The following is a 25,042-nucleotide window of genomic DNA, read 5'->3' as shown; positions in this document are numbered from 1 at the left end:
GTCCGCTCAGGTCTCCTGCTCATCGCGCGCGCCCGGCACATGCGGCAGCCGGGCGGCGGCGACCACTCCTTCGAGGTAGCCGCGGGCCCGCTCGGTGCGCGGGTAGGCATCCAGCAGCCGCCAGAAGTCGGGACCGTGGCCCGGGACGAGCAGATGCGCCAGCTCGTGGCAGAGCACGTAGTCGACGACGTACTCCGGCATCCCCTGCAACCGGTGCGACAGCCTGATGCTGCCCTCGGCCGGGGTGCACGAACCCCAGCGGGTGTTCTGGTTGGTGACCCAGCGCACGGAGGCGGGCCGGGCCCGGCCGTCGAAGTACTGGGCGGACAGCCGCTCGGCACGCTCGGCCAGCGCGGCGTCGCCCAGCACCCGCTTGCTCTCCTGGGCGGCGAGCTTGTCGAGCATGAGGGTGACCCAGCGCTGCTCCTCCGCCTTCGACATCCGGGCGGGGATCAGTACGACGGTGCGGTCGCCCTCGCGGTACGCGGAGACCGTCCGGCGGCGCCGGGCGCTCCTGCGGACCTCGATCGCGCTCGCCCCGGAGCCGCGGGGCGGCTGGCTCGTCGTGCTGCGCTGTGGTTCACCGGCACGGTGCAGTGGGTCGGCGGGCACGCCCCGACGTTACCCGCTGGACGGGGGCAAAGTCCCGGCCCGGGGACGGTTCACTCCGGATCCCCCACCATGTGTTTGATTCGTACGACCGATCCACTCACCCCTTTTGCACCACTTCATCCCGTCTCGTTGATACGAAGAACACCCCCAGCCTGTGGATAACTCCCGGTGCCCGGACCACGACACGGGCATGCTGGCGCAGACACGCATTCACGGACACGGGGGACCTGTCATGCATCCGGTGGTGAAACCCGCGCTGCGGCGCGGCTGGCGCGACCGCAACACCGTGCAGTTCGGGATGACCCCGGCGCACGCCCTGACCCTGGGTCCGGTCGCCACGGCGACCGGCAGCTTCCTGGACCTGCTCGACGGCACGCGCGGACTGCCGCTGCTGCGCGAGGAGGGCCGCCGGGCGGACGTGCCGGCCGACCACGTCGACGCGCTGGTGGAGCGGCTGGCCCGCGCGGGCCTCCTCGACGACACGCGCGGCGGCGGACCGGCCGCGGACGCGCTGCGGGAGAAGACGGCCGTCCTCGAACGGCTGCGCCCCGACCTCGCCTCACTGTCCCTCCTCACACCCGAACCGGGCGGCGCGCTGGCGCGGCTCGCGGCCCGGCGCGCGCTGCGCGTCCGGGTGCGCGGCGCGGGCCGGGTCGGCGCCCTGCTCGCGTCGGTGCTGTCGGGCGCCGGCGTCGGCGAGGTCGACGTGTGCGACGTGGGCCGGGTGGAGCCGTGGGACGTGGCGCCGGGCGGGCTGGCCACCGAGTCGCTGGGCGACCGCCGGGACGCGGCGGCCCGGTCCGCCGTCCGCCGCGCCGCACCGGACCGTCCACCGCGCCACGCCCACGCCCCGGGTTCCGGCGCCGAGGAGCCCGGCCTCTCCCTGGTGATCTTCGCGCCCCGCGACGATGTCGCCGTGCACGCCCCGGACCCGTTCACCGCCGAACCGCTGATGACCACCGGCACCCCTCATCTCTACGCCGGGGTCGTGGAGGGCACGGGTGTCGTCGGCCCGCTCGTCCTGCCCGGCGAGACGGGCTGCGCCGGCTGCCTGGACCGGGAACGCACGGACCGGGACCCGGCCTGGCCCCGTCTGGTCACCCAGTGGCGGTCCGGAAGGTCCCGCCGCGTCGGCGCCTGCGACCTGACCCTGGCCACGGCGGTGGCCGGTCTCGCCGCGGCGCACGCCCTGGCCTTCCTCGACGGGGGGTCGCCGTCCGCCGCCGGTACTCGCTGGGAGGTGTCCCTGCCCGGTCTGGACTGGCGGGCCCGGCCGGTCCGGCCGCATCCGGAATGCGCCTGCGGGGCGGCCGGGAGAGAGAAACGAGAGCACTCGGCAACCGATGGCGGGACACGCGCGACAATGGCGGTGCAACGGCCGTCGACGAAGCGGCGACGCGAAGCAGGCGCGGCACGGCCGACTGGGACCTGGAGGGCGCATGTCTGATCTTCCCCGGAAGGCGGTCACCCGTACCGCCAAGCTCGCCGCGCTCCCGCTCGGCTTCGCCGGCCGGGCGACCTGGGGGCTGGGCAAGCGGATCGTGGGCGAGTCCGCGGAGATCGTCGGCCGCGAGCTGCAACAGCGCACGGCGGAGCAACTGTTCAAGGTGCTCGGCGAGCTCAAGGGCGGCGCGATGAAGTTCGGGCAGGCGCTGTCCGTCTTCGAGTCGGCGCTGCCGGAGGAGATCGCCGGCCCCTACCGCGCGGCCCTGACCAAGCTCCAGGAGGCCGCCCCGCCGATGCCGACCCGCACCGTGCACACGGTGCTCCAGGAACGGCTCGGGCCGGACTGGCGCGACCTCTTCGAGGAGTTCGAGGACAAGCCGGCCGCCGCGGCCTCGATCGGCCAGGTGCACCGGGCGGTGTGGCACGACGGCCGTGAGGTCGCGGTCAAGGTGCAGTACCCGGGCGCGGGTGAGGCACTGCTCTCCGACCTCGGTCAACTGAGCCGGTTCGCCCGGCTGTTGGGTCCGCTCATCCCGGGTATGGACATCAAGCCGCTGATCGCCGAGCTGAGGGACCGCGTCTCGGAGGAACTGGACTACGGGCTGGAGGCCCAGGCGCAGAGCGTCCACGCGGAGGAGTTCGCGGACGACCCGGACGTGGTCGTCCCGGCGGTGGTGCACCAGTGCGACCAGGTGCTGGTGACCGAGTGGATCGACGGCATCCCGCTGTCCGAGGTCATCGCGGACGGCACCCAGGAGCAGCGCGACCGGGCCGGCCAGCTCCTGGCCCGCTTCCTCTTCTCCGGCCCGGCCCGCACCGGCCTGCTGCACGCCGACCCCCATCCGGGCAACTTCCGTCTGCTGCCCGGCGGCCCGGACGGTCCGGACGACTGGCGCCTGGGCGTGCTGGACTTCGGCACCGTCGACCGGCTCCCCGGCGGCCTGCCGACCCCGATCGGCATCTCGTTGCGGATGACACTGGACGGGGAGGCGGAGACGGTCTACGAGCTGCTGTGCGCCGAGGGCTTCGTGAAGGAGACCGTCGAACTGGACCCGGACGCGGTCCTCGACTACCTGCTGCCGATCATCGAGCCGGCCCGCGTGGAGGCGTTCACCTTCACCCGCTCCTGGATGCGCAGCCAGGCCGCCCGCATCGCCGACCCCCGCTCCCCCGCCTACCAGCTCGGCAAGCAGCTCAACCTGCCGCCGGCCTACCTGCTGATACACCGGGTGACCCTCAGCACGATCGGGGTCCTGTGCCAACTGGGCGCCGACGTACGCCTCCGCGACGAACTGGAGGAATGGCTCCCGGGCTTCGCCGCCGACGCGCCCGAGGACACCGGCACCGACGAGGAGGAGTCGGCGGAGGGGGCGTGATCGGCGTGCCCTGAGTTCTTTGGGGGGTGGGGGGAGGGGGCGGGGGGAGGCCCCCGGAGAAGGGATCTCACCACCAGGCCGAGTCCAGCCGTCCCTCGATCGCCCGGAGGTTCTCCCGGGAGCAGGCGTCGCAGAAGTACTGGCGGACGCCGTTCTCCACGGAGCAGGTCCAGGTGGCCGGCTGGGGGCCGTCGGCGGGGGTGCCGCAGCGGGCGCACACCGGGCGGCGCTCCGCGGTGGAGCCGCCCTGGTCACTTCCGCCGGGAAGACTCGTCACCCGGTGACGATAACCCCGTGACCGGCGGTTCGGCGGGCGCAACGCACTGCGGGGGCCGGTCCGTTCGGCCGGACCGGCCCCCGCGGGGAGGCTTCGCCTCCCTGCTCCGGGAGGCCACCGCTGCTCAGGTGTGTGCCTTACTGCATGACGGCCATGGCGAGCGCGCGGCGGGCGCGCAGCGAGGCGCGCTCGGCTCGCCGCTGCATCCGCTGGGCGACCGCCAGGCGCACGGCCCGGCGTTCGCGCGCGGCGTCATGGAGTCGCTCGTGCATATGCGCACGAGCCAGGGCTTCTTGCATGAGTTGCATCTCACGGTTCCTGTTCTGGCGCGCTTCGGTCGCGCCGGTGGTGGTGAAGTCTGTGGTCGCGGAGCCGGCGGGCTCGCTGGTGGACGGCTTCATCGGGGCCTGCTTCTTGGGGTCGTGCGTGAGGGGGCGATCGATCGTTCCTGCGGTGTTCATGCCGTGACCGGGTTCTTCCGCGGGCGGCCACGGGGCCGCTTCCGGGCGACGACGACGCCCTGGACGAACAGCTCGCCACCCCAGACGCCCCAGGGCTCACGCCGCTCCTTGGCGCCGGTGAGGCAGGCCTCCATCAGCGGGCAGGTGCGGCAGAGGGACTTGGCGTACTCCACGTCCGCCGGCGACTCGGCGAAGAAGACCTCCGGGTCGTAGGAGCGGCAGGGGACGGGTACGCCGAGGTTCTCGATGGCGTCGTCGAGCGCGGTGAGCGCGGTGAGGGGGGTCAAGGTGGAGTCCTCCGTGAGGCCGGGCGGGGGCATGGTTTGCGAAGGCGGTACGGACGGGGCGTGCGCTTCGAGTTGCACGGGTGGTCTTCCTCGTCTGGTCGGTCCGGCCGGTTGACCGGGTGTCGGCTGGGTACCGGGTTCTCTTCCTGTCCCGAGGCCCCTTCGCTCCGTCGTCCCCGTTCGGGGAAAACAGAAGGGCCGCGGATCCCGGATGGGGTTCCGCGGCCCTGAAGGCGCCGGCCTGATCGGCGATCAGGCTGGATCACTCCAGGGTTCTGGCCCACGGAAGGCCCACATCAGGTGGTGCTGCGTCGTCTGCTTCCGGAATCCGGCACCGGCCGCCGCAAAGGCATAGGCGTGCGCCTGTGCCGCTACCGCTTCCAGTGCCTTGGTCGGTCGCTCATTGCGCTCACGGATGGGAAGAACCGCGAGGGCAGGGGAGGACGCCGGACGCACGGCACGGATGCCGGACAGACCGGTGCCCTGGTTCGAGGCGCCGAGCATGCACGTGGAGACGGTCGAGCGATCGGTCAGTTTGGCCGTGCTGACGGTGGTGCTGGTGGTGATGCTGATCACTGGACTCGCCTCCTCTCGGCGTCTCAAGGGACCGGGGTGAACCGGTCCCGTTCGGATATGCAAGTACATCACGGAACCCGCGCCTTGGAGAAGGCCGCTGCTTCCGTGCCTAGAACCTATGGGGATTCGCGGGGCATGCGCAAACTATTTTTTCGACGAGTTGGCATCAGTCGCTGCCGTCGTCTCCACCAGGTTCTTGACCTGCGCATATGGCCAGAACGTCGGCTCCGTAGCTGCGCAGCTTGCGATTGAGGACACCGGGGATGCGGGCGAGTTCGGCGGGACTCTCCGGGCATGTCTCCGCGATGGCCATCAGCGTCCGGTCGGTGAAGACGCAGAAGTCCGGCTGGCCGCTCCGCTCGGCCTGTACCGCCCGCCATTCCCGGAGCCGCTCGTAGAGCCCTTCGTCCATGTCCGAGGGGCAGTCCGCGCAGCGCATCAGCTTCATCTCGCCCGCGTCGGTGAGCGTGCGACCGCAGACCCGGCAGCGGGCGGGGGTGCGCTGGGTGCGCCGGGGGGTGACGGCGGCGCTCGCCGGGGTGCCGCGTTCGACGCCCGCGCCCGCGCCGGCGCCGGTGCGGCCGACGGTGGGGGTGGTGCCGGGGCGCAGCCCGTCGAGGAAGCGGCTCGGCCGTCGGTTGGGGCGCCCGCCGGGTGAGCGGGACAGGGCCCAGGACAGATGGAGGCGTTCCCGGGCGCGGGTCACGCCGACGTAGAGCAGTCGGCGTTCCTCCTCGATCTGCTCGTCGGTGCGGGCGTAGGTGATGGGCAGCATGCCCTCGGCGATGCCGACCAGGAAGACGACGTCCCACTCCAGGCCCTTGGCGGCGTGCAGGGAGGCCAGCGTGACGCCCTGGACGGTGGGGGCGTGCTGGGCGTTCGCCCGTTCGTCCAGTTCGGCCACGAAGTCGCCGAGGGTGACTCCGGGTCTGGCCGCGGCGAGGTCGTGGGCGAGGTTGACCAGGGCGGCCAGGGATTCCCAGCGCTCCCTGACGGCGCCGGAGCCGGCCGGGGGTTCGCTGGTCCAGCCCTCGCCGGAGAGGACGGCCCGCACCTGGGAGGGCAGGTCCACGACGTCGTCGAGGAGGGAGTCGTTGCCGCCGAAGCGGGCCGCGCCGCGCAGGGCGATGCCGGCCTTGCGGACCTCGGGCCGGTCGAAGAAGCGCTCGGCGCCGCGGAGCTGGTAGGGCACCCCGGCGTCGGCGAGCGCCTGCTCGTAGGTCTCGGACTGGGAATTGGTGCGGAACAGGACGGCGATCTCGGCGGCCGGGACGCCCGCGTCGATCAGTTCGCGGATGCGGCGGGCGGCGCCCTCGGCCTCGGCGGGCTCGTCGGTGTACTCGGTGTGGACGGGCTCGGGCCCCGAGGGGCGCTGGGAGACGAGTTCCAGCCGGTGGCCGGCGGCGCGGCCCCGGGCCTGGGCGAGCAGGCCGTTGGCGAGGTGGACGATCTGGGGGCTGGAGCGGTAGTCGCGGACCAGTTTGACGACGGTGGCGCCGGGGTGGCGGGCGCGGAAGTCGAGCAGGTGGTCGGGTGTTGCTCCCGTGAACGAGTAGATGGTCTGGCTGGCGTCCCCGACGACGCACAGGTTGTCGCGGTCGCCGAGCCACAGGTCCAGCAGCCGCTGCTGGAGGGGGCTGACGTCCTGGTATTCGTCCACGACGAAGTGCTGGTACTGGGCGCGGACCTGGTCGGCGATGTCGTGCCGGTCCTGGAGGATGGCGACGGTGAGCAGCAGGACGTCCTCGAAGTCGATGACCGCGCGGTCGCGCTTGAGGTCCTCGTAGGCGGCGTAGAGGTGGGCGATCTCGGCCGGGTCGCGGGGGGCCTCCCGGCCGGCCTTCGCAGCCGCGTACGGGTAGTCGCCGGGAACGGTCTGGGTGACCTTGGACCATTCGATCTCCGCGGTCACGTCCCGCAGCTCGTTGCGGTCGAGCCGGGTGCCGAGGGCGGCGGCCGCGTCGGCGACGAGCTGGATCTTGCGGTCGACGAGCCGGGGGATGGACCCCCCGATCGCCTTGGGCCAGAAGTACTGGAGCTGGCGCAGGGCGGCGGAGTGGAAGGTGCGGGCCTGGACACCTTGGGCGCCGAGCTGGCGCAGCCGGCCGCGCATCTCTCCGGCGGCGCGGTTGGTGAAGGTGACGGCGAGCACGCTGGACGGCTGGAGGATGCCGGCGCGCACCCCGTAGGCGATGCGGTGGGTGATCGCCCGGGTCTTGCCGGTGCCCGCTCCGGCCAGCACGCACACCGGACCGTGCAGGGAGGTGGCCACCTCGCGCTGCTCGGGGTCGAGCCCTTCGAGCACCGCGTCGGCCCCGCTCGGCGGAGCCGTGTAGGGGGAGCCACCGGTGCCCTGCGGGAAAAGGGTGGAATGCGTTGCTGCTGTCACACCGCCATGCTGCCAGGTCGCCCGGGACGGCTGTGCCGGTTGTCCACAGGCCGGGGCTCGCAGTCGTACTAATGCGGCAGGCGTCACAGGCGGGAGCGCATGCCGGGACCGGCGGGCCGATCGCCCGGAATGGCGCACCGGTCGGCCGGAATGGTGGACCGGCCGTCCGGGAATGGCGCGGACCGGCCGTCCGGGGCTGGCGGCCCTGGCGCCCTTGGCTGGCGGGCCCGGCGCCGTTGACCAGCGGGCCCGTCGCGCGGGAATGGCGGGCCGGTCGCGCGGGAATGGCGGGCCGGTCGCTTACGTTCTCTTCCTGGACGACATTTTCCGAGCTGCCTGAGGAGCGCGAGAGACATGCAGGGCACTGTGACGATGTACAGCACGACTTGGTGCGGCTACTGCCGGCGGCTGAAGAGCCAGATGGACCGGGAGGGCATCGCCTACACCGAGATCAACATCGAGCAGGACCCCGACTCCGCGGCCTTCGTGGAGAAGGCGAACGGTGGAAACCAGACCGTCCCGACCGTGCTCTTCGCGGACGGCTCCACGCTGACGAACCCGTCGCTGGCCCAGGTCAAGCAGAAGCTCGCCGCGTAAGCGCGAGCCGCACCGAACGGCGGCTCCCGAGTCCGGAACCGGCTCGGGAGCCGCCGTTCGCCGTCTCAGACGAAGCTGCGGGTCGGCAGGGGCTTGCCGTACCACATCTCGATCAGGCGGGCCGCGATGGAGATGCCGTAGGGAGGCAGCACCTCGCCGGCCTCGAAGGCCGCGCGCAGTTCCTCGCGGGAGAACCAGCGGGCCTCGTGGATCTCGTCCCCGTCGACGTCGATCTCGGTGGAGGTGGCGCGGGCCATGAAGCCGAGCATCAGGCTGGACGGGAAGGGCCAGGGCTGGCTGGCGACGTACTCGACCGGGCCGACGGTGACGCCGACCTCCTCGCACACCTCGCGGCGCACCGCCTGCTCGATGGACTCGCCGGGCTCCACGAACCCGGCGAGCGTGGAGAAGCGGCCTTCGGGCCAGTGGACCTGGCGGCCGAGCAGGATGCGGTCGTCCTCATCGGTCACCGCCATGATCACGGCGGGGTCGGTGCGCGGGTAGTGCTCGGCGCCGCAGGCCGGGCAGCGGCGGATGTGGCCGGCCGCCGCGATGACCGTGCGCTCGCCGCAGCGGGAGCAGAAGCGATGGGTGCGCTGCCAGTTCTCCAGGCCGACCGCGTGCACCATCAGCCCGACGTCCCGCGGCGACAGCAGCAGGCCGGCCTCCCGCAGCCCCGCCGGGCGCGCGGACTGGTCGATGCGGCCGGGCAGCGCGTCCTTCTGGAGCGCGAAGTAGCTGACACCGTCCTCGTCGATGCCGAGGAAGTAGCGGTGCGCCTCGGTGAGCGGGGCCTCGAAGGACGGCGTCATGACGAGTTCGGTCCGGCCGTCCGGGGTCTCGTCGATCAGCACCTGGCCGCCGGAGACCACGAAACAGCGGGTCGTGGGGTGGCTCCACGCCGCCGCGAGCCAGGCCTCGTCCAGCCGGTGGTGGGCGGCGCGGTCGATGCCGCTCGGGGCGGTCAGTGAGATGGGTCGGTCGGCTGTGTGGTCGGTCCAGATGGTCACGGGTGCTTCCAACTCCCCCAGTGCGGCGGTTCTTTCGGCGGGCGGTTCGGCGGGACGTAGGGCGGGAGGGCACCGGGCCGGGTGCGGCCGGGGCGGCGGGACGGTCGGGGCGGTCCCTCCAGTGTGCCCCGCGCACGGTGTCCCGCCGTACGGCGCCGGCCGGTCAGGATGCGGTACGCCAGTTCCGGGCCAGGTCACCCCACAGGTAGGCGCTGGTCTCGACGCCCTTGAGGAGGAGGTCCAGCTCGACCTTCTCGTTGGGTGCGTGCCAGCCGTCGGACGGGACGGAGATGCCCAGGAAGAGCACGGGGACGCCGAGGACTTCCTGGAGGTCGGCGGCGGGTCCGGAGCCTCCCTCCCGGGTGAAGCGGACCGGCTCCTGGAAGGCGCGGCCCATGGCGCGGGCCACGGACTGGAGCGCGGGGTGGTCGAGCGGGGTCAGGCACGGGCGCGTGGCCGAGCCGAAGTCGATCTCGTACCGGATCCCGGCGGGCACCTGCTCGGCGGCCCAGGCGCGGACGGCCTTCTCGATGTGGTCGGGGTCCTGGCCGGCGACCAGCCGGAAGGACAGCTTCACCATGGCCGTGGCGGGGATGATCGTCTTGCTGCCGGGGCCCTGGTAGCCGCCGCCCATGCCGTTGACCTCGGCGGTGGGGCGGGCCCAGATGCGCTCCAGGGTCGAGTAACCGGCCTCGCCGTGGAGGGCGGAGGACTTGGCGGTGCGCAGCCAGCGCTCCTCGTCGAAGGGCAGCTCGGCGAAGAGTTCGCGCTCGCGGTCGGTGAGCTCGACGATGCCGTCGTAGAAGCCGGGGATCGCCACGTGCGCGTGCTCGTCGTGGAGGGCGGCGACCAGGCGGGCTGCGGCGGTGGCCGGGTTGGGCACGGCGCCGCCGAAGGAGCCGGAGTGGATGTCCTGGTCCGGGCCGTACAGCCGGATCTCGCACTCGGCGAGACCGCGCATGCCGGTGCACACGGTCGGGGTGTCCTCGGACCACATGCCGGTGTCGGAGACGATCACGGCGTCGGCGGCGAGGCGCCCGGCGCGCTGTTCCACCAGGGCCCGGAAGTGCGGGGAGCCGGACTCCTCCTCGCCCTCGATCAGCAGCTTGAGGTTGACGGCGGGCGCGGTGCGGCCGGTCGCGGCGAGGTGGGCGCGGACACCGAGTGTGTGGAAGAACACCTGGCCCTTGTCGTCGGCCGCCCCGCGCGCGTGGAGGCGGTTCTCGCGGACGACCGGCTCGAAGGGGTCGCTGTCCCAGCCGTCCTCGCGGGCGGCGGGCTGTACGTCGTGGTGACCGTAGACCAGGATCGTGGGTGCCTCGGGATCGCCGGACGGCCACTCGGCGAAGACGGCGGGGGCACCGGGGGTCTGCCAGACCTCGGCGGTCGGGAAGCCGGTCTCGAACAGCTTCGCGGCGAGCCAGTCCGCGCTGTGCCGTACGTCGGGAGCGTGGTCGGGCTGGGCCGACACGGAGGGGATGCGCAGCCATGCGGCGAGGTCGTCGAGGAAGGCGGCGCGGTGCTGCTCGATGTACGTGCGGACAGCGCTGTCCGGGGTCTGGCTCATGCTCCCGAGCCTATAGGCCCGCGCCGGCATCCTCGGCGGGCGGTTCGTCACACTCAGCTTGCCTCCGGTGTGCCCTCCGTCTCACCCGTGAGCAGCCGCTCCAGCGCGGCCCGGTCCGGCAGGTCCTCGGGGCGTACGACCTCGCCGCTGCGTACGTACAGGAACGTGGCGGTGACGGACTCGGGCGGTATGCCCTGCTGCTCGGCCCAGGCCAGCCGGTACACGGCGAGCTGGAGCGGGTCGGCGGTGCCGGTGCGGCCGGTCTTCCAGTCGACGATCTCGTACGTCGCCCCGTCGCCGTCGCCGTGCCGGTAGACGGCGTCGATGCGGCCCCGGACGACACGGCCGGCGAGGGTGAGCTGGAAGGGGGCCTCGACCCGGTACGGGGTGCGCCGGGCGTACTCGGTGCGTTCGAAGGCGTCTTTCAGGGCTTCCAGGTCGCGTTCGTCGGCGATCTCGGCGTCGCCGCCGGGCAGCTCGTCCGGTTCCAGCAGGGGCAGGGTCAGCTCCTCGAAGCGGGTTTCCACCCAGGCGTGGAAGCGAGTGCCCCGGCGTGCGGCCGGTTGCGGGGGGCGCGGCATGGGGCGCGCGAGTTCCTGCGCGAGCCCGTCCGGGTCCTCGGCGAGCCGCAACAGCTGGGTGGCGGTGAGCGTGGTGGGCAGGGGGACCTCGGTGACGGTCTGCCGGGCGCGCAGCAGCTCTCCGGTGAGCGCGTCCAGGTCACGGTCCCAGGAGGCGATGGTGCGGGCTTCCTCCGGGGTGAGGGCGGCGGCGTGCCGCGGTCCGGCGGCACGGGGACCGTCCTGCGGGGCGGGCGCCTGGTGCGGGACCGTGGGCCGTTCGGCGTTCCAGGCGTCCTGGTCGAACGGGTCGTCGTCGAGGGGCTCGGCGTGCGTGGGATCGCCGCCGAACGGATCGTCGTGCGGAAGATCCTCTTCATGGGGCAGGTCCGCGTACGGCTCCTCGTCGTACGGCTCCTCGTCGTACGGGTCGTCACCGTACGGCTCGTCGTCCGGTGGGGCGGGCCAGTCCGGGTCCTCCGCGCCGGCGGGGTCGTGCAGGGCCGTCCGGCGCCCGTCGGCAGGCCCGGCGGCGAGGGCGTCCAGATGGGCGAAGACGGTCTCCGCGGCGGCGCGGCGGCGGGCCAGGGCGGCGTCGTCCAGCGGGAGCGGCCACACCTGGTCGGCGGTGGCCGCGTGCAGGGCCGGGTTCTCCTCGTCCTCGGCGGGCGGGTCCGCCCACACCTCGATCTCGCCGTACCCGGCGGCGCAGTGGTCGTACAGGGCCGTGAGGAAGTCCGACGGACCGCGCGGCTTCTTCTGGCTGGGCCCCCACCAGTGGCCGGAGCCGAGCAGGAGTGAGCGCGGCCGGGTGAAGGTGACGTAGCCGAGGCGGAGCTCCTCGGTGTGCTGGTGCTCCTTCATGGCCTCGTGGAAGGCCTTCATGCCGCGCGAGTCCCAGGAGTGCACGTCGGGCAGGGTGTCGGTGTCACCGCGCAGGGCGTGCGGCAGCACCTTGGCCTGCGCGGTCCACTTCTCGCGGCCCTGGGCGCTGGGGAACGTGCCGGTCACGAGTCCGGGGACGGCCACGACGTCCCACTCCAGGCCCTTGGACTTGTGCGCGGTGAGCACCTTGACGGTGTTCTCGCCGCCGGGCAGGGCGTTGTCGAGGCCCTTCTCGTACTGGGCGGCGGTGCGCAGGAACCCGAGGAAGGCCAGCAGGGTGGCCTCGCTGTCGCTCGCGGCGAAGGAGGCGGCGACGTCCAGGAAGTTGGACAGGGTCTCGCGGCGGCGGGCGGCGAGCGCGTGCGGGGACGCCGACAGCTCCACCTCCAGGCCGGTGACGGCGAGGACGCGGTGCAGGACGTCCATCAGCGGATCGGACAGCGAGCGGCGCAGATCGCGCAGCTCGGCGGCGAGCCGGGCGAAGCGCACGCGCGCGTCCGGGGAGAACGGCAGCCCGTCGTCGTCACCCTCCGCCATGGGCGCTTCCAGGAAGGTGTCCAGGGCGTCCGCGAGCGAGATCACCTCGAACGGGTCGACGCCCTCCACGGCCTGGGCGAGCCGGCGGTCCGGGTCGTCGGTGCCGTCCACGCGCGCGTGGGCGACCAGCAGCCGGGCGCGGCGGCCCAGCAGGGCGAGGTCGCGGGGGCCGATGCGCCAGCGCGGTCCGGTCAGCAGGCGCACCAGGGCGGCGTTGGCTCCGGGGTCCTGGAGGACCTCGCAGACGGCGACGAGGTCGGCGATCTCGGGCAGGTGGAGCAGCCCGGAGAGGCCGACGACCTCGACGGGGACGTCGCGGGCGACGAGGGCCCCCTGGATCTCGGCGAAGTCGGTCGCGGTCCGGCACAGTACGGCGATCTCGCCGGGCGGGGTGCCGGTGCGCACGAGGTGGGCGAGGGAGTCGGCGATCCAGTCGATCTCCTCGGCGTGGGTGGGCAGCAGGGCGCAGCGGACCGTGCCGTCGTACTCGGCGCCCGGGGCCGGACGGAGGGCCTCCACGCCCGCGTGCAGAGCGCGCAGGGGGGCGGCGAGGCCGTTGGCGAGGTCGAGCAGGCGCCCGCCGCTGCGGCGGTTCTCGCTGAGCGCCTGCCGGGTGGCGGGCCTGCCGTCGGCGTGGGCGAAGTGGTCGGGGAAGTCGTCCAGGTTGGCGACGGAGGCGCCGCGCCAGCCGTAGATGGCCTGGCAGGGGTCGCCGACGGCGGTCACCGGGTGACCGGTGCCGCCGCCGAAGAGGCCGGCGAGCAGGACGCGCTGGGCCACGGAGGTGTCCTGGTACTCGTCCAGGAGCACCACGCGGAACTCCTCGCGCAGCAGGCGGCCCACCTCGGGGATGCGGGCGAGGCGGGCCGACAGGGCGATCTGGTCGCCGAAGTCGAGCAGGTCCCGCGCGCGCTTGGCGGCCCGGTAGCGCTGGACGAGCTCGGCGAGTTCCCGGCGGGCCGCGGCGGTCTCGGGGACCTTGCGCAGGTCGGCGTTGGTGAGCTTGGCCCCTTCCAGGGTGCGCAGCAGGCCCGTGTCCCAGGCGCGCAGTTCCTCGGGGTCGACGAGGTGTTCGGCGAGTTCGGAGTCGAGCGCGAGCAGGTCGCTGACGAGATCGGCGAACGAGCGGGTCAGTGCCGGGTACGGGCCCGGGGCCTCGCGCAGCACGCGCGCGGCGAGCTGGTAGCGGGTGGCGTCGGCCAGGAGGCGCGAGCTGGGCTCCAGGCCGAGCCGCAGACCGTGGTCGGTGAGCAGGCGGCCGGCGAAGGAGTGGTACGTCGAGATGACCGGCTCGCCCGGGGGGTTGTCGGGGTCGATGACGTCGGGGTCGGTGACGCCGGCCTTGATCAGGGCCTTGCGGACGCGTTCGGCCAGCTCACCGGCGGCCTTGTTGGTGAAGGTCAGGCCGAGGACCTGTTCGGGAGCCACCTGCCCGGTGCCGACCAGCCAGACCACGCGGGCCGCCATCACGGTGGTCTTGCCCGACCCGGCACCGGCCACGATCACCTGCGGGGCGGGCGGCGCGATGATGCAGGCCGTCTGCTCCGGGGTGAACGGGATGCCGAGGAGCTCCTTGAGCTGCTCGGGGTCGGTGATACGGGCGGGCATGTCGAAAGAGGCTAGCGGCGGGGACTGACAAGCGAGACCGGGTCGGTCGGCCGGGGCGGAAGAAGCGCAGGTCAGCCCTTGTGGTGCCGTACGTCACCCATGTCGCGGTCACGTCACTCGACCACATGCCGCCCCTCCGGGCGCGCACTGCACGACGCCCGGAACGCGCAGTGCGCGCAGTGCTGGCCGGCGCTCGGCGTGAACCGCTCGTCGAGGACCTTTCCGGCGGCGGTGGCCAGCAGCTCGCCGACCCACTCCCCCGTCAACGGCTCCTGGGTCTGCACCTTGGGCAGGCTGTCGCCCCCGTCCCGCTTGGCGGCGCCCTGTCTGAGGTGGACCAGCTCCGCGCCGCCCGGCTCGGGGCGTACGCCGTCGAAGGCCGTGTCGACGGCGCCTTCGCGGACGGCGAGCTGGTAGACGGCGAGCTGGGGGTGGCGCTCCACCTCGCCCGCGGTGGGCGCCTGCTTGCCCGTCTTGAAGTCGACCACGTAGGCACGGCCCTCGGCGTCCGTCTCCACGCGGTCCATCTGGCCACGGACGCGGACCTGGTAGTCGCCCGCTTCGAGGGTGACGTCGAAGTCGTGCTCGCTCGCCACCGGGGTCCGGCCCGCCCGGGCCAGCACGTGCCAGTTCAGGAAGCGTTCGAGCGCCACGCGCGCGTTGTCCTTCTCCTGCCGCGACTTCCACGGCGCGTCGAAGGCCAGCGCGTTCCACACGGAGTCCAGGCGTTCCATGAGGACGTCGAGGTCGGCGGGGGTGCGGCCGGAGGCGACCTCGTCGGCGAGGACGTGGACGACGTTGCCGAAGCCCTGCGCGGTGGTGGCGGGGGCGTCCGCCTTCACCTCGCGGCCCAGGAACCACTGCAACGCGCAGGTGTTGGCCAGCTGGTCGAGGGCGCTGCCGGAGAGCACCACGGGCTGGTCCCGGTGGCGCAGCGGCACCTTGCTCTCGGTCGGATCGAACATGCCCCACCAGCGGTAGGGGTGCGCGGACGGCGCCAGCGGGCGGCCGTCCTCGTCGGCGAGCGCGGCGAGCCGGGCCAGCCGGCGGGCGGCGGCCTCCCGCAGCGCGGCCGACACGCGCGGGTCGACCGTGGTCGCGCGCAGTTCGGCGACGAGCGCGGCGACGGACAGCGGCCGGCGCGGGCGCCCGGCGACGTCCCTCGGCTCAACGCCCAGTTCGGTGAGGAACCGGGACGGCTGGTCACCGTCGTCGGCCGGTGCCTTCACCGCGGTGACGACGAGGCAGTCACGCGCGCGCGTGGCGGCGACGTAGAACAGGCGGCGCTCCTCGGCGAGCAGCGCGCCCGGCGTGAGCGGCTCGGCGAGTCCGTCGCGGCCGATGCGGTCGGCCTCCAGCAGCGAGCCGCGGCGCCGCAGGTCGGGCCAGAGTCCCTCCTGGACACCGGCGACGACGACCAGCCGCCACTCCAGGCCCTTGGCGCGGTGCGCGGTCATCACGCGGACGGCGTCCGGGCGTACCGCGCGGCGGGCGAGCGTGTCGGCGGCTATGTCCTCGGCCTCGATCTGCTCCAGGAAGTTCAGGGCGCCTCGGCCTCCGAAGCGCTCCTCCGCGCGCGCGGCCGTGGCGAACAGCGCGCACACGGCGTCCAGGTCCCGGTCGGCGTTCCGGCCGGCCGCGCCACCGCGCCGGGCGGCCCGCTCCAGGCGCCCGGGCCACGGTGTGCCCTGCCACAGGTCCCACAGTGCCTCCTCGGCCGTACCGCCGCCGGCGAGGCGCTCACGTGCCTTGCGGAGCAGCGCTCCGAGCCGCTGCGCCCCGCGCGCGTACGCCGGGTCGTGCACGGCCAGGCGCTCCGGTTCGGCGAGTGCCCGCGCGAGGAGCTCGTCGGACGGGGGCGGCAGGGGATTCCCGGCGGTCCGTTCCTCCTCGCGCAGGGCACGCCCGAGGCGGCGCAGGTCGGCGGCGTCCATGCCGGCGAGCGGTGAGGTGAGCAGGGTGAGAGCGGTCTCGGTGTCCAGCCAGGAGGCGTCCGGAGCCGGTTCCGCGGGGGCTTCGGCGCCTTCTTCAGCGGCAAGGCCGGGTCCACCGGCAGCATCGGTGCCTTCCCCGCCGGATTCGGTGCCTGCCCTGGCGGCTTCCGTGCGTGCCGCGTCGGCTTCGGTGCGTTCTCCGACGGCATGAGTGCGTACCCCGGCGGCTTCCGTGCCTTCCCCGCCCACTTCGGTGCGCTCTCCGACGGCTTCCGTAGCTGCCGCACCGGCTTCAGTGCGCTCTCCGACGGCTTCCCTAGCTGCCGCACCGGCTTCAGTGCGCCCTGAGACGGCTTCCGTACCTGCCCCGCCGGCTCCTTCACCAGCCGGTTCGCGCTTCTCCGGACTCCCGGCCGACTCCTCGTCGCGGTGTCGTGCCTCCGCCGTGGCCACCGCGCGGAGGGCCGTGAGCAGGGGTGCGACCGCGGGCTCGTGCCGCAGGGGCAGTTCGTCACCGTCGATGTCCAGGGGGACGCCGGCCGCGGTGAGGGCCCGGCGGAGGGTCGGGAGACGAGAGCCCGCGCGTACCAGGACGGCCATGTCGCTCCAAGGGACGCCGTCCTCCAGGTGCGCGCGGCGCAGGACGTCCGCGATGTTGTCCACTTCCGCGCCGGGCGTCGGGTACGTGTGGACCTCGACCCGGCCGCCGTCCCGTACGGCGGCCGGCTCCCGGTGGGCGCGGACCTTCTCGGCGGGCAGCCGGGACAGTGGCATGCGCTGGGTGATCAGGCGGGTCGCGGCCAGCAGGGCGGCGCCCGAGCGGCGCGAGGTCCGCAGCACCGCGACGGGGGCGGGACGGCCGTCCGCGCGCCGGAAGGCGGCCGGGAAGTCGAGGATGCCGTTCACGTCGGCACCCCGGAAGGCGTAGATCGACTGGTCGGGGTCGCCGAAGGCGACCAGGGTGCGCCCCCCGCCCGCTAGGGCGTGCAGCAGCCGGACCTGGGCGGGGTCGGTGTCCTGGTACTCGTCGACGTACACGGCGTCGTACTGGGCCGCCAGCCCTGCGGCGGTCTCCGGGCGGCGGGCGAACAGGACCGCGCGGTGGACCAGTTCCGCGTAGTCCAGCACGCCCTGGAGGTCGAGGGTGTCGAGGTACTCGGCGAGGAACGCGGCCGCCGCCCGCCAGTCGGGGCGGCCGATGCGGCGGGCGAAGGCGTCCAGGGCCTCCGGGCCGAGGCCCAGCTCCCGGCTGCGGGCGAGGACGGCTCGGACCTCGTCGGCGAAGCCACGCGTGGTCAGGCAGGCGCGCAGTTCGTCCGGCCAGCGCACGTGGGTCAGGCCGAGCCGCTCCAGCTCCGGCTGGCCGGCGAGCAGCTCCCGGACGGTGACGTCCTGCTCCGGGCCGGAGAGCAGGCGCAGCGGCTCGGTGAACCGGCCGCTGTCCTGGTGGGCGCGGACCAGCGCGTAGCAGTACGAATGGAAGGTGGTCGCCCTGGGGGCGCGGGCGGCGCCCATGCGCAGAGCCATGCGGTCACGCAGGTCGACGGCGGCCTTGCGGCTGAACGTGAGCACCAGGATGCGCTCGGGGTCGCCGCCCCGGGCGATCCGGGCGGCCACGGACTCGACCAGCGTGGTGGTCTTGCCGGTGCCGGGACCGGCAAGGACGAGGAGTGGTCCGGTCCGGTGGTCAACCACGGCACGCTGTGCCGCGTCCAGACGAGGGGGGTCCACGACGGCCGGAGGGGTACGGACCAATCGGTAAGCGCCACGGCTCCCCTGCCGCACCGGTGGGTGCGGCGGGCGCCTGGTGGAGGAAGAGGAGCTCACGTGATGTGCCGGTCCTGGTGGTCGTGCTGGCGGGCAGGCGGTCACGCGCGCGAGGCGGTGGCCGCGGGATGAGGGGGACACGTGCTGCCGACGCTACGCCGCCGCTCCGGATGGAAGCAGAGCTTCCGCTTCTTCCCTCGCGGCGCTCGGGTCACGCGTGTCCCACATCTCACGAACGTACGGCATGCCACGGACGTCCCCCATGTCCCTCGAACGGGCCACAGGCCCCCCGCGGCGACATCCGATGGCGGAAGCTGTCAGGTGTGACCCTCCGCACCCGCGCCGCCGTCCCATCGGGCCCGACGCATGTCGAGCCGCGGCAGATGGCCCTCGGTGCTGCTGCCCGCCTGCTTCAGCGGGGTGCCCTCCGTACGGTAGTGGGCGAGCGCGCGCAGCTCGTGTCCGGGCAGCAGCACGCCGTCGGCACGTACGACACGCCACCACGGGACCGTGCCGCCGTAGAGGGCCATCACCCGGCCGACCTGGCGCGGCCCGCCCTCCTCCAGCCACTCCGCGACATCGCCATAGGTCATGACCCGGCCCGGCGGAATCCGCTCGGCGACGTCCAGGACCCGCTCGGCGTACTCCGGCAGCGCGTCCGCGTACCCCGGCAGCGCGTCCGCGTACTCCGCGCGGGCGTCTTCGGGAGGACTCTGCTCGCTCATCCACCCCATCCTGCCGCACCCCACCGACGTTCCGGCGGGGACCGTGGGGAACGGTCCTCTCGCCCCCGCGCGGTCCTTGGGGCAGACTGTGCGCCCGCGCATCCGCACCCTGATGCCCGTGAGTGTCGGTGGGGCATGCCACCATCGTGCGGGCGGTGACTGGTGATACGAGACCACGAAGAGACCATGAAGGAGCAGGGCGTGCACCCCGAAGGAGCGGCGGGCACCCCTGACGCCTCCGCGCGCCCCGACCCCGCCCGCGCGGACGACGGCGGCACCGGCGCGCAGCAGGAAGACACCGGCCGGCACCACCAGGAAGACGCTGGTCAGCACAGGGACGACGGCACGCGCGCGCGTGGCGACGGTGGAGCGGACGCCGCCGGGGGGCCGCCCGTCCCCGAGGCGGCGCACGTCCCCGGGACCACGCCCTCGGACCACCGTCCGGGCTCCGGCGACGACCCCCACGCCGAGCAGGTGGAGCGCGACGAACCACTGCTCCCCGCGCGCGTGCACCGCCCCTCCGACCTGATGCGGCTCCTGGTCGGCCTGCTCGGCATCGTGGTGCTCCTCGCGATCGCCGCGTTCGCGCACGGCACCACCTCGGGCCTCGAACAGGACATCAACAAGGGCACCGGGCAGGCCCCGGACCTGCTGATCAAGATCGCGGGGCTGGCGTCCAGCATCGCGATCCTGCTGGTGCCGGTCGCGTTCGCGATCGAACGGCTGATCAAACGGGACGGGCTGCGCATCGCCGACGGCGTCCTCGCGGCCGTCCTGGCGCACGGAGTGACGCTCGCCACCGACCTGTGGGTCGCCCGCGCCGCCCCGGACTCGATCCAGGAGGCGCTCACCCAGCCCTCCCCGGGCGACATCCACGCCCTGACCGACCCGGTGCACGGCTATCTGGCCCCCGTGATCGCCTACATGACGGCCGTCGGCATGTCCCGCAGACCCAGATGGCGCGCGGTGCTGTGGATCGTGCTGCTGCTCGACGCGTTCTCGATGCTGGTCACCGGCTACACGACCCCCTTCTCGATCATCCTGACCGTGCTGATCGGCTGGACCATCGCCTACGGCACCCTGTACGCGGTCGGCTCCCCCAATGTCCGCCCGACCGGCCACACGCTGATGGCGGGCCTGAGGCACGTCGGCTTCCATCCCGTCGGCGCGGCCCGCGAGGAAGCGGTGGAGACGGAGAACGGCGACCGGGGCCGGCGCTACTTCGTCTCCCTGGAGGACGGCCCGCCGCTGGACGTCACGGTCGTCGACCGGGAACAGCAGGCCCAGGGCTTCTTCTACCGCGCCTGGCGCAATCTCACCCTGCGCGGCTTCGCGACCCGCTCCAGCCTCCAGTCGCTGCGCCAGGCACTGGAGCAGGAGGCGCTGCTGGCGTACGCGGCGATCGCGGCGGGCGCCAACGCGCCCAAGCTCATCGCCACCTCCGAACTCGGCCCGGACGCGGTCATGCTCGTCTACGAGCACACCGGCGGGCGCACCCTGGACTCGCTGGCCGACGAGGACATCACCGACGAACTGCTGCGCAACACCTGGCACCAGGTGCGGGCCCTGCAGTCCCGGCGCATCGCGCACCGCAGGCTGGCCGGAGACGCGATCCTGGTGGATCGTTCCGGCAGGGTGATCCTCACCGAACTGCGCGGTGGGGAGATCGCGGCCGGCGATCTGCTGCTGCGCATGGACATCGCCCAGCTGGTCACCACGCTCGGCCTACGGGTGGGTGCCGAACGGGCGGTGACCTCGGCAGTCAAGGTCCTCGGCCCGGACGCGGTCGCCGACTGCCTGCCGATGCTCCAGCCGATCGCGCTGACGCGCTCCACGCGCGCGACGCTGCGCCGACTGGCCAGGGAGCGGGCCCAGCGCGAACGGGAAGCGGTGCTCGAAGCCTCCCGGCAGGCCAAGCTGGCCCGTGCGGAGGAGGCGTCCGAGACGGCCCCTCCCGGGCTCGAAAAGCTCGACAAGAAGGCGGTCCGCGCCGAGCAGCGCGCGGAGAAGCGGGCCATCGACGAAGCCCTCGAAGAGGCCCGCGAGGAGGATCTGCTCACCCAGATCCGGCACCAGGTGCTGCGGATCAGGCCCCAGGCTCCCGTGGAGCCGGCCCGCCTGGAGCGGGTCCGGCCACGCACCCTGATCAGCTTCATCGCCGGTGCGATCGGCGCGTACTACCTGCTGACGCAGCTCACCCACATCGAGTTCGGCACGCTGTTCGCGCGGGCCCAGTGGGGCTGGGTGGTCGCCGCGGTGCTGTTCTCCGCGCTGAGCTACGTCGCCGCCGCGATGGCCCTGCTGGGCTTCGTACCGGAGCGGGTGCCGTTCCCGCGGACCGTGGCGGCGCAGGTCGCCGGGTCGTTCGTGAAGATCGTGGCGCCGGCCGCGGTCGGCGGTGTGGCCCTCAACACGCGCTTCCTCCAGCGCGCCGGCGTACGTCCGGGGCTGGCGGTGGCGAGCGTGGGCGCCTCGCAACTGTTCGGGCTCGGCTGTCACATCCTGATGCTGCTGTCCTTCGGCTATCTGACCGGCACCGAGAAGACACCGTCGCTGTCGCCGTCCCGCACGGTCATCGCGGGTCTGCTGACCGTGGCCGTCCTGGTCCTCGTGGTCACCTCGGTGCCGTTCCTGCGGAAATTCGTCGTCACGCGCGTGAGGTCGCTGTTCGCCGGTGTCGTGCCGCGGATGCTCGACGTGCTGCAACGGCCCCAGAAGCTCATCACCGGCATCGGCGGCATGCTGCTGCTGACCGCCTGCTTCGTGATGTGCCTGGACGCCTCCATCCGGGCCTTCGGCGACGGATCGGTGTCGTTGAGCATCGCCAGCGTCGCCGTCGTCTTCCTCGCCGGCAACGCGCTCGGCTCCGCGGCGCCCACCCCCGGCGGTGTGGGCGCGGTCGAGGCGACCCTCACCGTCGGCCTGATCGCCGTGGGCCTGCCCAAGGAGGTCGCCGCGCCGGCCGTCCTGCTGTTCCGGCTGCTGACCTTGTGGCTGCCGGTGCTGCCGGGCTGGCTGGCCTTCAACCACCTCAGCCGCAAGGGAGCCCTGTAAGCGGACCTGCCCGGTGCGGTCCCGGCCTCGCCGGTGTGTACCTCTTACGGCCCGCGTCCCGCGCGCCCCGGCGTGCGCGCCCCCACGATGGGAGTATGGCGAACCCGTTCCGGCTGCGCGCCGCCGCGCTGACCACCACCGCTGTGCTGCTCTCCGCTGTACTGGCCGGATGCGGCGACGGCGGCAGGGACGGGGATCTCACGGCGCAGAAGCTGGACTGGAAGTCCTGCCCGGCCCCCTCCGAGGCGGAAGGCGGCGGCAGCCCTCCCTCGCCGCTGCCCAACGGCGGGGAGTGGCAGTGCGCGACCATGAAGGCGCCGCTGGACTGGAGCAGGCCGAAGGGCGACACCATCGGCATCGCCCTGATCCGCGCCCAGGCCAGCGGGCCCGCGAGCAGGCGGATCGGCTCGCTCGTGTTCAACTTCGGCGGCCCGGGCGGCAGCGGTGTGACCACGCTGCCCGCGTTCGGCGCGGACTACGCGGCCCTGCGCACCCGCTACGACCTGGTCAGCTTCGACCCGCGCGGAGTCGGCCGCAGCGCACCGGTGGAGTGCGAGAGCGACGCCCAGCTGGACGAGTACTTCCAGCAGGACGCGACCCCGGACGACCACGCCGAGCAGGTCCAGCTCCTGGACCGCACCAAGCAGTTCAACGCGGCCTGTGAGAAGAACTCCAAGAAGATCCTGCCGCATGTGCGCACCACGGACGCGGCCCGCGACATGGACCTGATGCGCCAGGTCCTCGGCGACGACAAGCTGCACTACTTCGGCATCTCCTACGGCACCGAACTCGGCGGTGTCTACGCCCACCTGTTCCCGAAGCACGTCGGCCGGGCCGTTCTGGACGCGGTCGTGGACCCCACGCAGACCCCGGAGGAGGGCGCTCTCGGACAGGCCAGGGGCTTCCAGCTCGCGCTCGACAACTTCGCCAGGGACTGCACCTCGAAGGCCGAGGAGTGCCCGATCGGCAGCACCGAGCAGGAGGTGAAGGACCGCATCGCGCATCTCCTCGCCGACCTGGAGAAGAAGCCGATCCCGGGCATCTTCCCGCGCCAGCTGACGCAGACCGCCGCCACCAACGGCATCGCGCAGTCCCTGTACTCGAAGGACTTCTGGGAGTACCTCACCGAGGGCCTTGAGCAGGCCTACGACGGCGACGGCAAGATCCTCATGCTGCTCTCCGACTCGATGAACGGTCGCAACGAGAACGGCGAGTACAGCAACCTCACCGCGGCGAACACCGCCATCAACTGCTCCGACGAGAAGCCCCGGTACACCGCGGACTACGTCCAGCGGAAGCTGCCCGAGTTCCGCGCCGCCTCCCCGCTGTTCGGCGACTTCCTGGCCTGGGGCATGGTCAGCTGCACGGACTGGGCGGTGCCGGGCGCGGCCGACCACCCCGACGTCAGCGCCCCGGGGGCGGCGCCCATCCTCGTCGTCGGCAACACCGGCGACCCGGCCACCCCGTACGAGGGCGCGCGGAAGATGGTGAAGGCACTCGGCAAGGGAGTCGGCATCGAGCTGACGTACAAGGGCCAGGGGCACGGCGCGTACGACAGCAAGAACAAGTGCGTGCAGAACGCGGTGAACGGCTACCTGCTGGACGGCAGGCCACCGAAGGCCAACACGGTCTGCGCCTGACCGACCCCCGACAACAGCAGCACCTCAAAGTAGGCGAAACCGCAGGTCAGAGGGTTATCCACAGGTCCCCGCAGGCCGAGCCCGGGACGCCTACGATGGCCTGAACGCCCGGCGCGGCACGATGCGGCGGGCCTGTCAGGGGGGTGCGCATGATGCGATTCCTGCGGTGGACGGCCGCGCTGGCGGCGGGGCTGCTGCTGGCCGGATGCGGGGGCTCGTCCGACGGGGGCGGGAGCAGGGACGAGGGCAAGGGAACGGGCTCGGCTCCCCCGTCGGCGTCACGCTCCACGACCGCGTCGACGCCGGCCGGCCTTCCGGCCTCCCTCGCCTCCCAGCGCCTCGACTGGCACCGCTGCGAGGCCACCGGGACCTCGTCCCCACCGGGCGACGCCTGGCGGTGCGCGACGCTCAAGGTGCCGCTGGACTGGTCCCGGCCGGACGGCAGGACGATCGGGCTCGCCCTCGTCCGCGCGCGGGCGACCGGGGGTGACCGCATCGGCTCGCTGCTGTTCAACTTCGGCGGCCCGGGCGGCTCGGGCGTGTCGACGATGCCGTACTTCGAAGCCTCCGTCTCGTCCCTCCACGAGCGCTACGACCTGGTGAGCTGGGATCCCCGAGGCGTCGGCGCGAGCGGGGGTGTCCGCTGCCGCGGCGACCGGGAGATCCAGGCCGCCGAGTCCGTGGACGCCACACCGGACACCCCGGCCGAGGAGAAGGCGTACCTCCAGGACGCCACCGACTTCGGCAAGGGCTGCCAGAAGGCCGCCGGCCCGCTGCTGGCCCATGTGTCCACCACCGACACCGCCCGCGACATGGACCTGATGCGCCAGGTCCTCGGCGACGACAAGCTGCACTACTTCGGCATCTCCTACGGCACCGAACTCGGCGGTGTCTACGCCCACCTGTTCCCGAAGCGGGTGGGCAGACTGGTCCTCGACGCGGTGGTCGACCCGACCGCGGACACGGTGGGCCACGCCGAGAACCAGGCACGCGGCTTCCAGCGGGCCCTGGACGACTACCTGAAGTCCACCGGCCAGGACCCCGAACAGGGCTCCCGGAAAGTGGCCGGCCTGCTGACACGGATCGACGCCGAACCGCTGCCGACGTCATCCGGCCGGAAGCTCACCCAGACGCTCGCGGTCACCGGGATCATCCTGCCGCTGTACAGCGAGTCGCTGTGGCCGCGCCTGACCGACGCCCTCAAGTCGGCGCAGCGGGGCGACGGTTCGGGGCTTCTGGCGCTCGCCGACGAGTACAACGACCGGGACGCCTCGGGCCGCTACGGCACGACGACCCACTCCCAGCGGGTCATATCGTGCCTGGACGACAAACAGCGGCCCACGCTCGCCGAGACGAAGCGGCGACTGGCGGAGTTCCAGCGGATATCGCCGGTGTTCGGGGACTTCCTCGGCTGGGACACGGCGGGCTGGTGCCACGACTGGCCGGTGCCGGGCCAGTACGACACCCCGGAGGTCAGCGCACCGGGCGCGGCGCCGGTCCTGCTGGTCGGCAACACCGGCGACCCGGCCACCCCGTACGAGGGCGCCCGCAGGATGGCCGACGAACTGGGCCGGGGCGTGGGCGTCGAACTCACCTGGAAGGGCGAGGGACATGGGGCGTACGGCAATGGGAGCGACTGCGTCGACTCGACGGTGGACGCCTACCTGCTGAACGGAACGGTGCCGAAGGACGGCAAGGTCTGCTCCTGACGCGAACGGGGACTTCGGGCGCCGT

At 73.0% G+C, this 25,042-nt stretch carries 17 protein-coding genes; 6 read left to right on the top strand and 11 right to left on the bottom strand.

The features are described 5' to 3' along the window. Nucleotides 1-6: 6 nt before the first annotated feature. Nucleotides 7-612, bottom strand: a complete 606-nt coding sequence (locus IE273_RS29335) for a M48 metallopeptidase family protein (protein ID WP_189818180.1) — start codon at nt 610-612, stop codon at nt 7-9. A gap of 232 nt (nt 613-844) precedes the next feature. Here IE273_RS29335 and IE273_RS29330 point away from each other — a divergent pair, with 232 nt between their 5' ends. Continuing rightward, entirely contained in the window at nt 845-2,059 is a 1,215-nt protein-coding gene (locus tag IE273_RS29330; RefSeq protein ID WP_189818179.1) for a TOMM precursor leader peptide-binding protein, read from the top strand. Beyond that, nucleotides 2,052-3,434, top strand: a complete 1,383-nt coding sequence (locus tag IE273_RS29325; protein ID WP_189818178.1) for an ABC1 kinase family protein — start codon at nt 2,052-2,054, stop codon at nt 3,432-3,434. The genes IE273_RS29330 and IE273_RS29325 overlap by 8 nt, the downstream gene beginning before the upstream one ends. A 67-nt stretch (nt 3,435-3,501) precedes the next feature. On the opposite strand, the gene IE273_RS29320 is transcribed toward IE273_RS29325, so the two are convergent. From IE273_RS29320 to IE273_RS29300, 5 genes are all read right to left on the bottom strand, one after another. Further along, nucleotides 3,502-3,711, bottom strand: a complete 210-nt coding sequence (locus IE273_RS29320; protein WP_189818229.1) for a hypothetical protein — start codon at nt 3,709-3,711, stop codon at nt 3,502-3,504. Nucleotides 3,712-3,848: 137 nt separating this feature from the next. Further along, nucleotides 3,849-4,172 (bottom strand): putative WhiB-interacting protein, encoded by a 324-nt coding sequence (locus IE273_RS29315; protein WP_014674859.1) that lies wholly within the window; start codon nt 4,170-4,172, stop codon nt 3,849-3,851. After that, complete coding sequence (locus IE273_RS29310) at nt 4,169-4,537, bottom strand: WhiB family transcriptional regulator (protein ID WP_189818177.1); 369 nt, start codon at nt 4,535-4,537, stop codon at nt 4,169-4,171. Before IE273_RS29310 ends, IE273_RS29315 begins: the two co-directional genes overlap by 4 nt. Before the next feature lie 174 nt (nt 4,538-4,711). Then, nucleotides 4,712-5,035, bottom strand: coding sequence for a hypothetical protein (locus IE273_RS29305; protein ID WP_189818176.1), 324 nt, complete (start codon nt 5,033-5,035; stop codon nt 4,712-4,714). A 166-nt stretch (nt 5,036-5,201) separates the two neighbouring features. Then, nucleotides 5,202-7,511, bottom strand: a complete 2,310-nt coding sequence (locus IE273_RS29300) for an ATP-dependent DNA helicase UvrD2 (protein ID WP_308437067.1) — start codon at nt 7,509-7,511, stop codon at nt 5,202-5,204. Nucleotides 7,512-7,778: 267 nt separating this feature from the next. Between IE273_RS29300 and IE273_RS29295 the strand changes: the two genes are divergently transcribed. Further along, complete coding sequence (locus IE273_RS29295; RefSeq protein ID WP_189818175.1) at nt 7,779-8,021, top strand: mycoredoxin; 243 nt, start codon at nt 7,779-7,781, stop codon at nt 8,019-8,021. A 65-nt stretch (nt 8,022-8,086) separates the two neighbouring features. Here the strand turns inward: IE273_RS29295 and nudC are convergent, their stop codons facing one another. The 5 genes from nudC to IE273_RS29270 all read right to left on the bottom strand — a co-directional run bounded on the left by nudC (nt 8,087) and on the right by IE273_RS29270 (nt 18,614). After that, nucleotides 8,087-9,031, bottom strand: coding sequence for an NAD(+) diphosphatase (nudC, locus tag IE273_RS29290; protein ID WP_014674854.1), 945 nt, complete (start codon nt 9,029-9,031; stop codon nt 8,087-8,089). A 163-nt stretch (nt 9,032-9,194) separates the two neighbouring features. Next, entirely contained in the window at nt 9,195-10,598 is a 1,404-nt protein-coding gene (locus IE273_RS29285; protein ID WP_189818174.1) for a dipeptidase, read from the bottom strand. 53 nt (nt 10,599-10,651) lie between these two features. Beyond that, a complete protein-coding gene (locus tag IE273_RS29280) occupies nt 10,652-14,188 on the bottom strand; it encodes an ATP-dependent helicase (RefSeq protein WP_189818173.1) in 3,537 nt (1,178 codons plus the stop codon). Nucleotides 14,189-14,301: 113 nt separating this feature from the next. Continuing rightward, nucleotides 14,302-17,949 (bottom strand): ATP-dependent helicase, encoded by a 3,648-nt coding sequence (locus tag IE273_RS29275; RefSeq protein WP_373309408.1) that lies wholly within the window; start codon nt 17,947-17,949, stop codon nt 14,302-14,304. Between the two features lie 257 nt (nt 17,950-18,206). Continuing rightward, nucleotides 18,207-18,614 carry an MGMT family protein gene (locus IE273_RS29270; protein ID WP_229887660.1) on the bottom strand — a complete coding sequence of 136 codons (408 nt, stop codon included), beginning with the start codon at nt 18,612-18,614 and terminating at the stop codon, nt 18,207-18,209. Between the two features lie 186 nt (nt 18,615-18,800). Between IE273_RS29270 and IE273_RS29265 the strand changes: the two genes are divergently transcribed. The 3 genes from IE273_RS29265 to IE273_RS29255 all read left to right on the top strand — a co-directional run bounded on the left by IE273_RS29265 (nt 18,801) and on the right by IE273_RS29255 (nt 25,017). Further along, nucleotides 18,801-21,668 (top strand): lysylphosphatidylglycerol synthase domain-containing protein, encoded by a 2,868-nt coding sequence (locus IE273_RS29265; RefSeq protein ID WP_189818171.1) that lies wholly within the window; start codon nt 18,801-18,803, stop codon nt 21,666-21,668. A 95-nt stretch (nt 21,669-21,763) separates the two neighbouring features. Then, nucleotides 21,764-23,308: an alpha/beta hydrolase gene (locus tag IE273_RS29260; protein WP_189818169.1), complete on the top strand. Its 1,545-nt coding sequence runs from the start codon at nt 21,764-21,766 to the stop codon at nt 23,306-23,308. A 149-nt stretch (nt 23,309-23,457) separates the two neighbouring features. After that, a complete protein-coding gene (locus tag IE273_RS29255) occupies nt 23,458-25,017 on the top strand; it encodes an alpha/beta hydrolase (protein ID WP_189818168.1) in 1,560 nt (519 codons plus the stop codon). Nucleotides 25,018-25,042: the final 25 nt, after the last annotated feature.

Origin of the sequence: Streptomyces olivaceoviridis (assembly GCF_014650115.1) — a bacterium.
Taxonomy (GTDB): Bacteria; Actinomycetota; Actinomycetes; order Streptomycetales; family Streptomycetaceae; genus Streptomyces; species Streptomyces olivaceoviridis.
Note: the sequence above shows the minus strand (reverse complement) of the source record. Positions and strands in the feature narration are given on the sequence as shown.

Bases quoted from the DNA above. Each gene is read 5' to 3' on its own strand.
- IE273_RS29330 (WP_189818179.1), top strand. From the start codon at position 845: ATGCATCCGGTGGTGAAACCCGCGCTGCGGCGCGGCTGGCGCGACCGC.
- IE273_RS29325 (WP_189818178.1), top strand. From the start codon at position 2,052: ATGTCTGATCTTCCCCGGAAGGCGGTCACCCGTACCGCCAAGCTCGCC.
- IE273_RS29315 (WP_014674859.1), bottom strand. From the start codon at position 4,172: ATGAACACCGCAGGAACGATCGATCGCCCCCTCACGCACGACCCCAAG.
- IE273_RS29295 (WP_189818175.1), top strand. From the start codon at position 7,779: ATGCAGGGCACTGTGACGATGTACAGCACGACTTGGTGCGGCTACTGC.
- IE273_RS29285 (WP_189818174.1), bottom strand. From the start codon at position 10,598: ATGAGCCAGACCCCGGACAGCGCTGTCCGCACGTACATCGAGCAGCAC.
- IE273_RS29280 (WP_189818173.1), bottom strand. From the start codon at position 14,188: ATGCCCGCCCGTATCACCGACCCCGAGCAGCTCAAGGAGCTCCTCGGC.
- IE273_RS29270 (WP_229887660.1), bottom strand. From the start codon at position 18,614: ATGAGCGAGCAGAGTCCTCCCGAAGACGCCCGCGCGGAGTACGCGGAC.
- IE273_RS29265 (WP_189818171.1), top strand. From the start codon at position 18,801: ATGAAGGAGCAGGGCGTGCACCCCGAAGGAGCGGCGGGCACCCCTGAC.
- IE273_RS29260 (WP_189818169.1), top strand. From the start codon at position 21,764: ATGGCGAACCCGTTCCGGCTGCGCGCCGCCGCGCTGACCACCACCGCT.
- IE273_RS29255 (WP_189818168.1), top strand. From the start codon at position 23,458: ATGATGCGATTCCTGCGGTGGACGGCCGCGCTGGCGGCGGGGCTGCTG.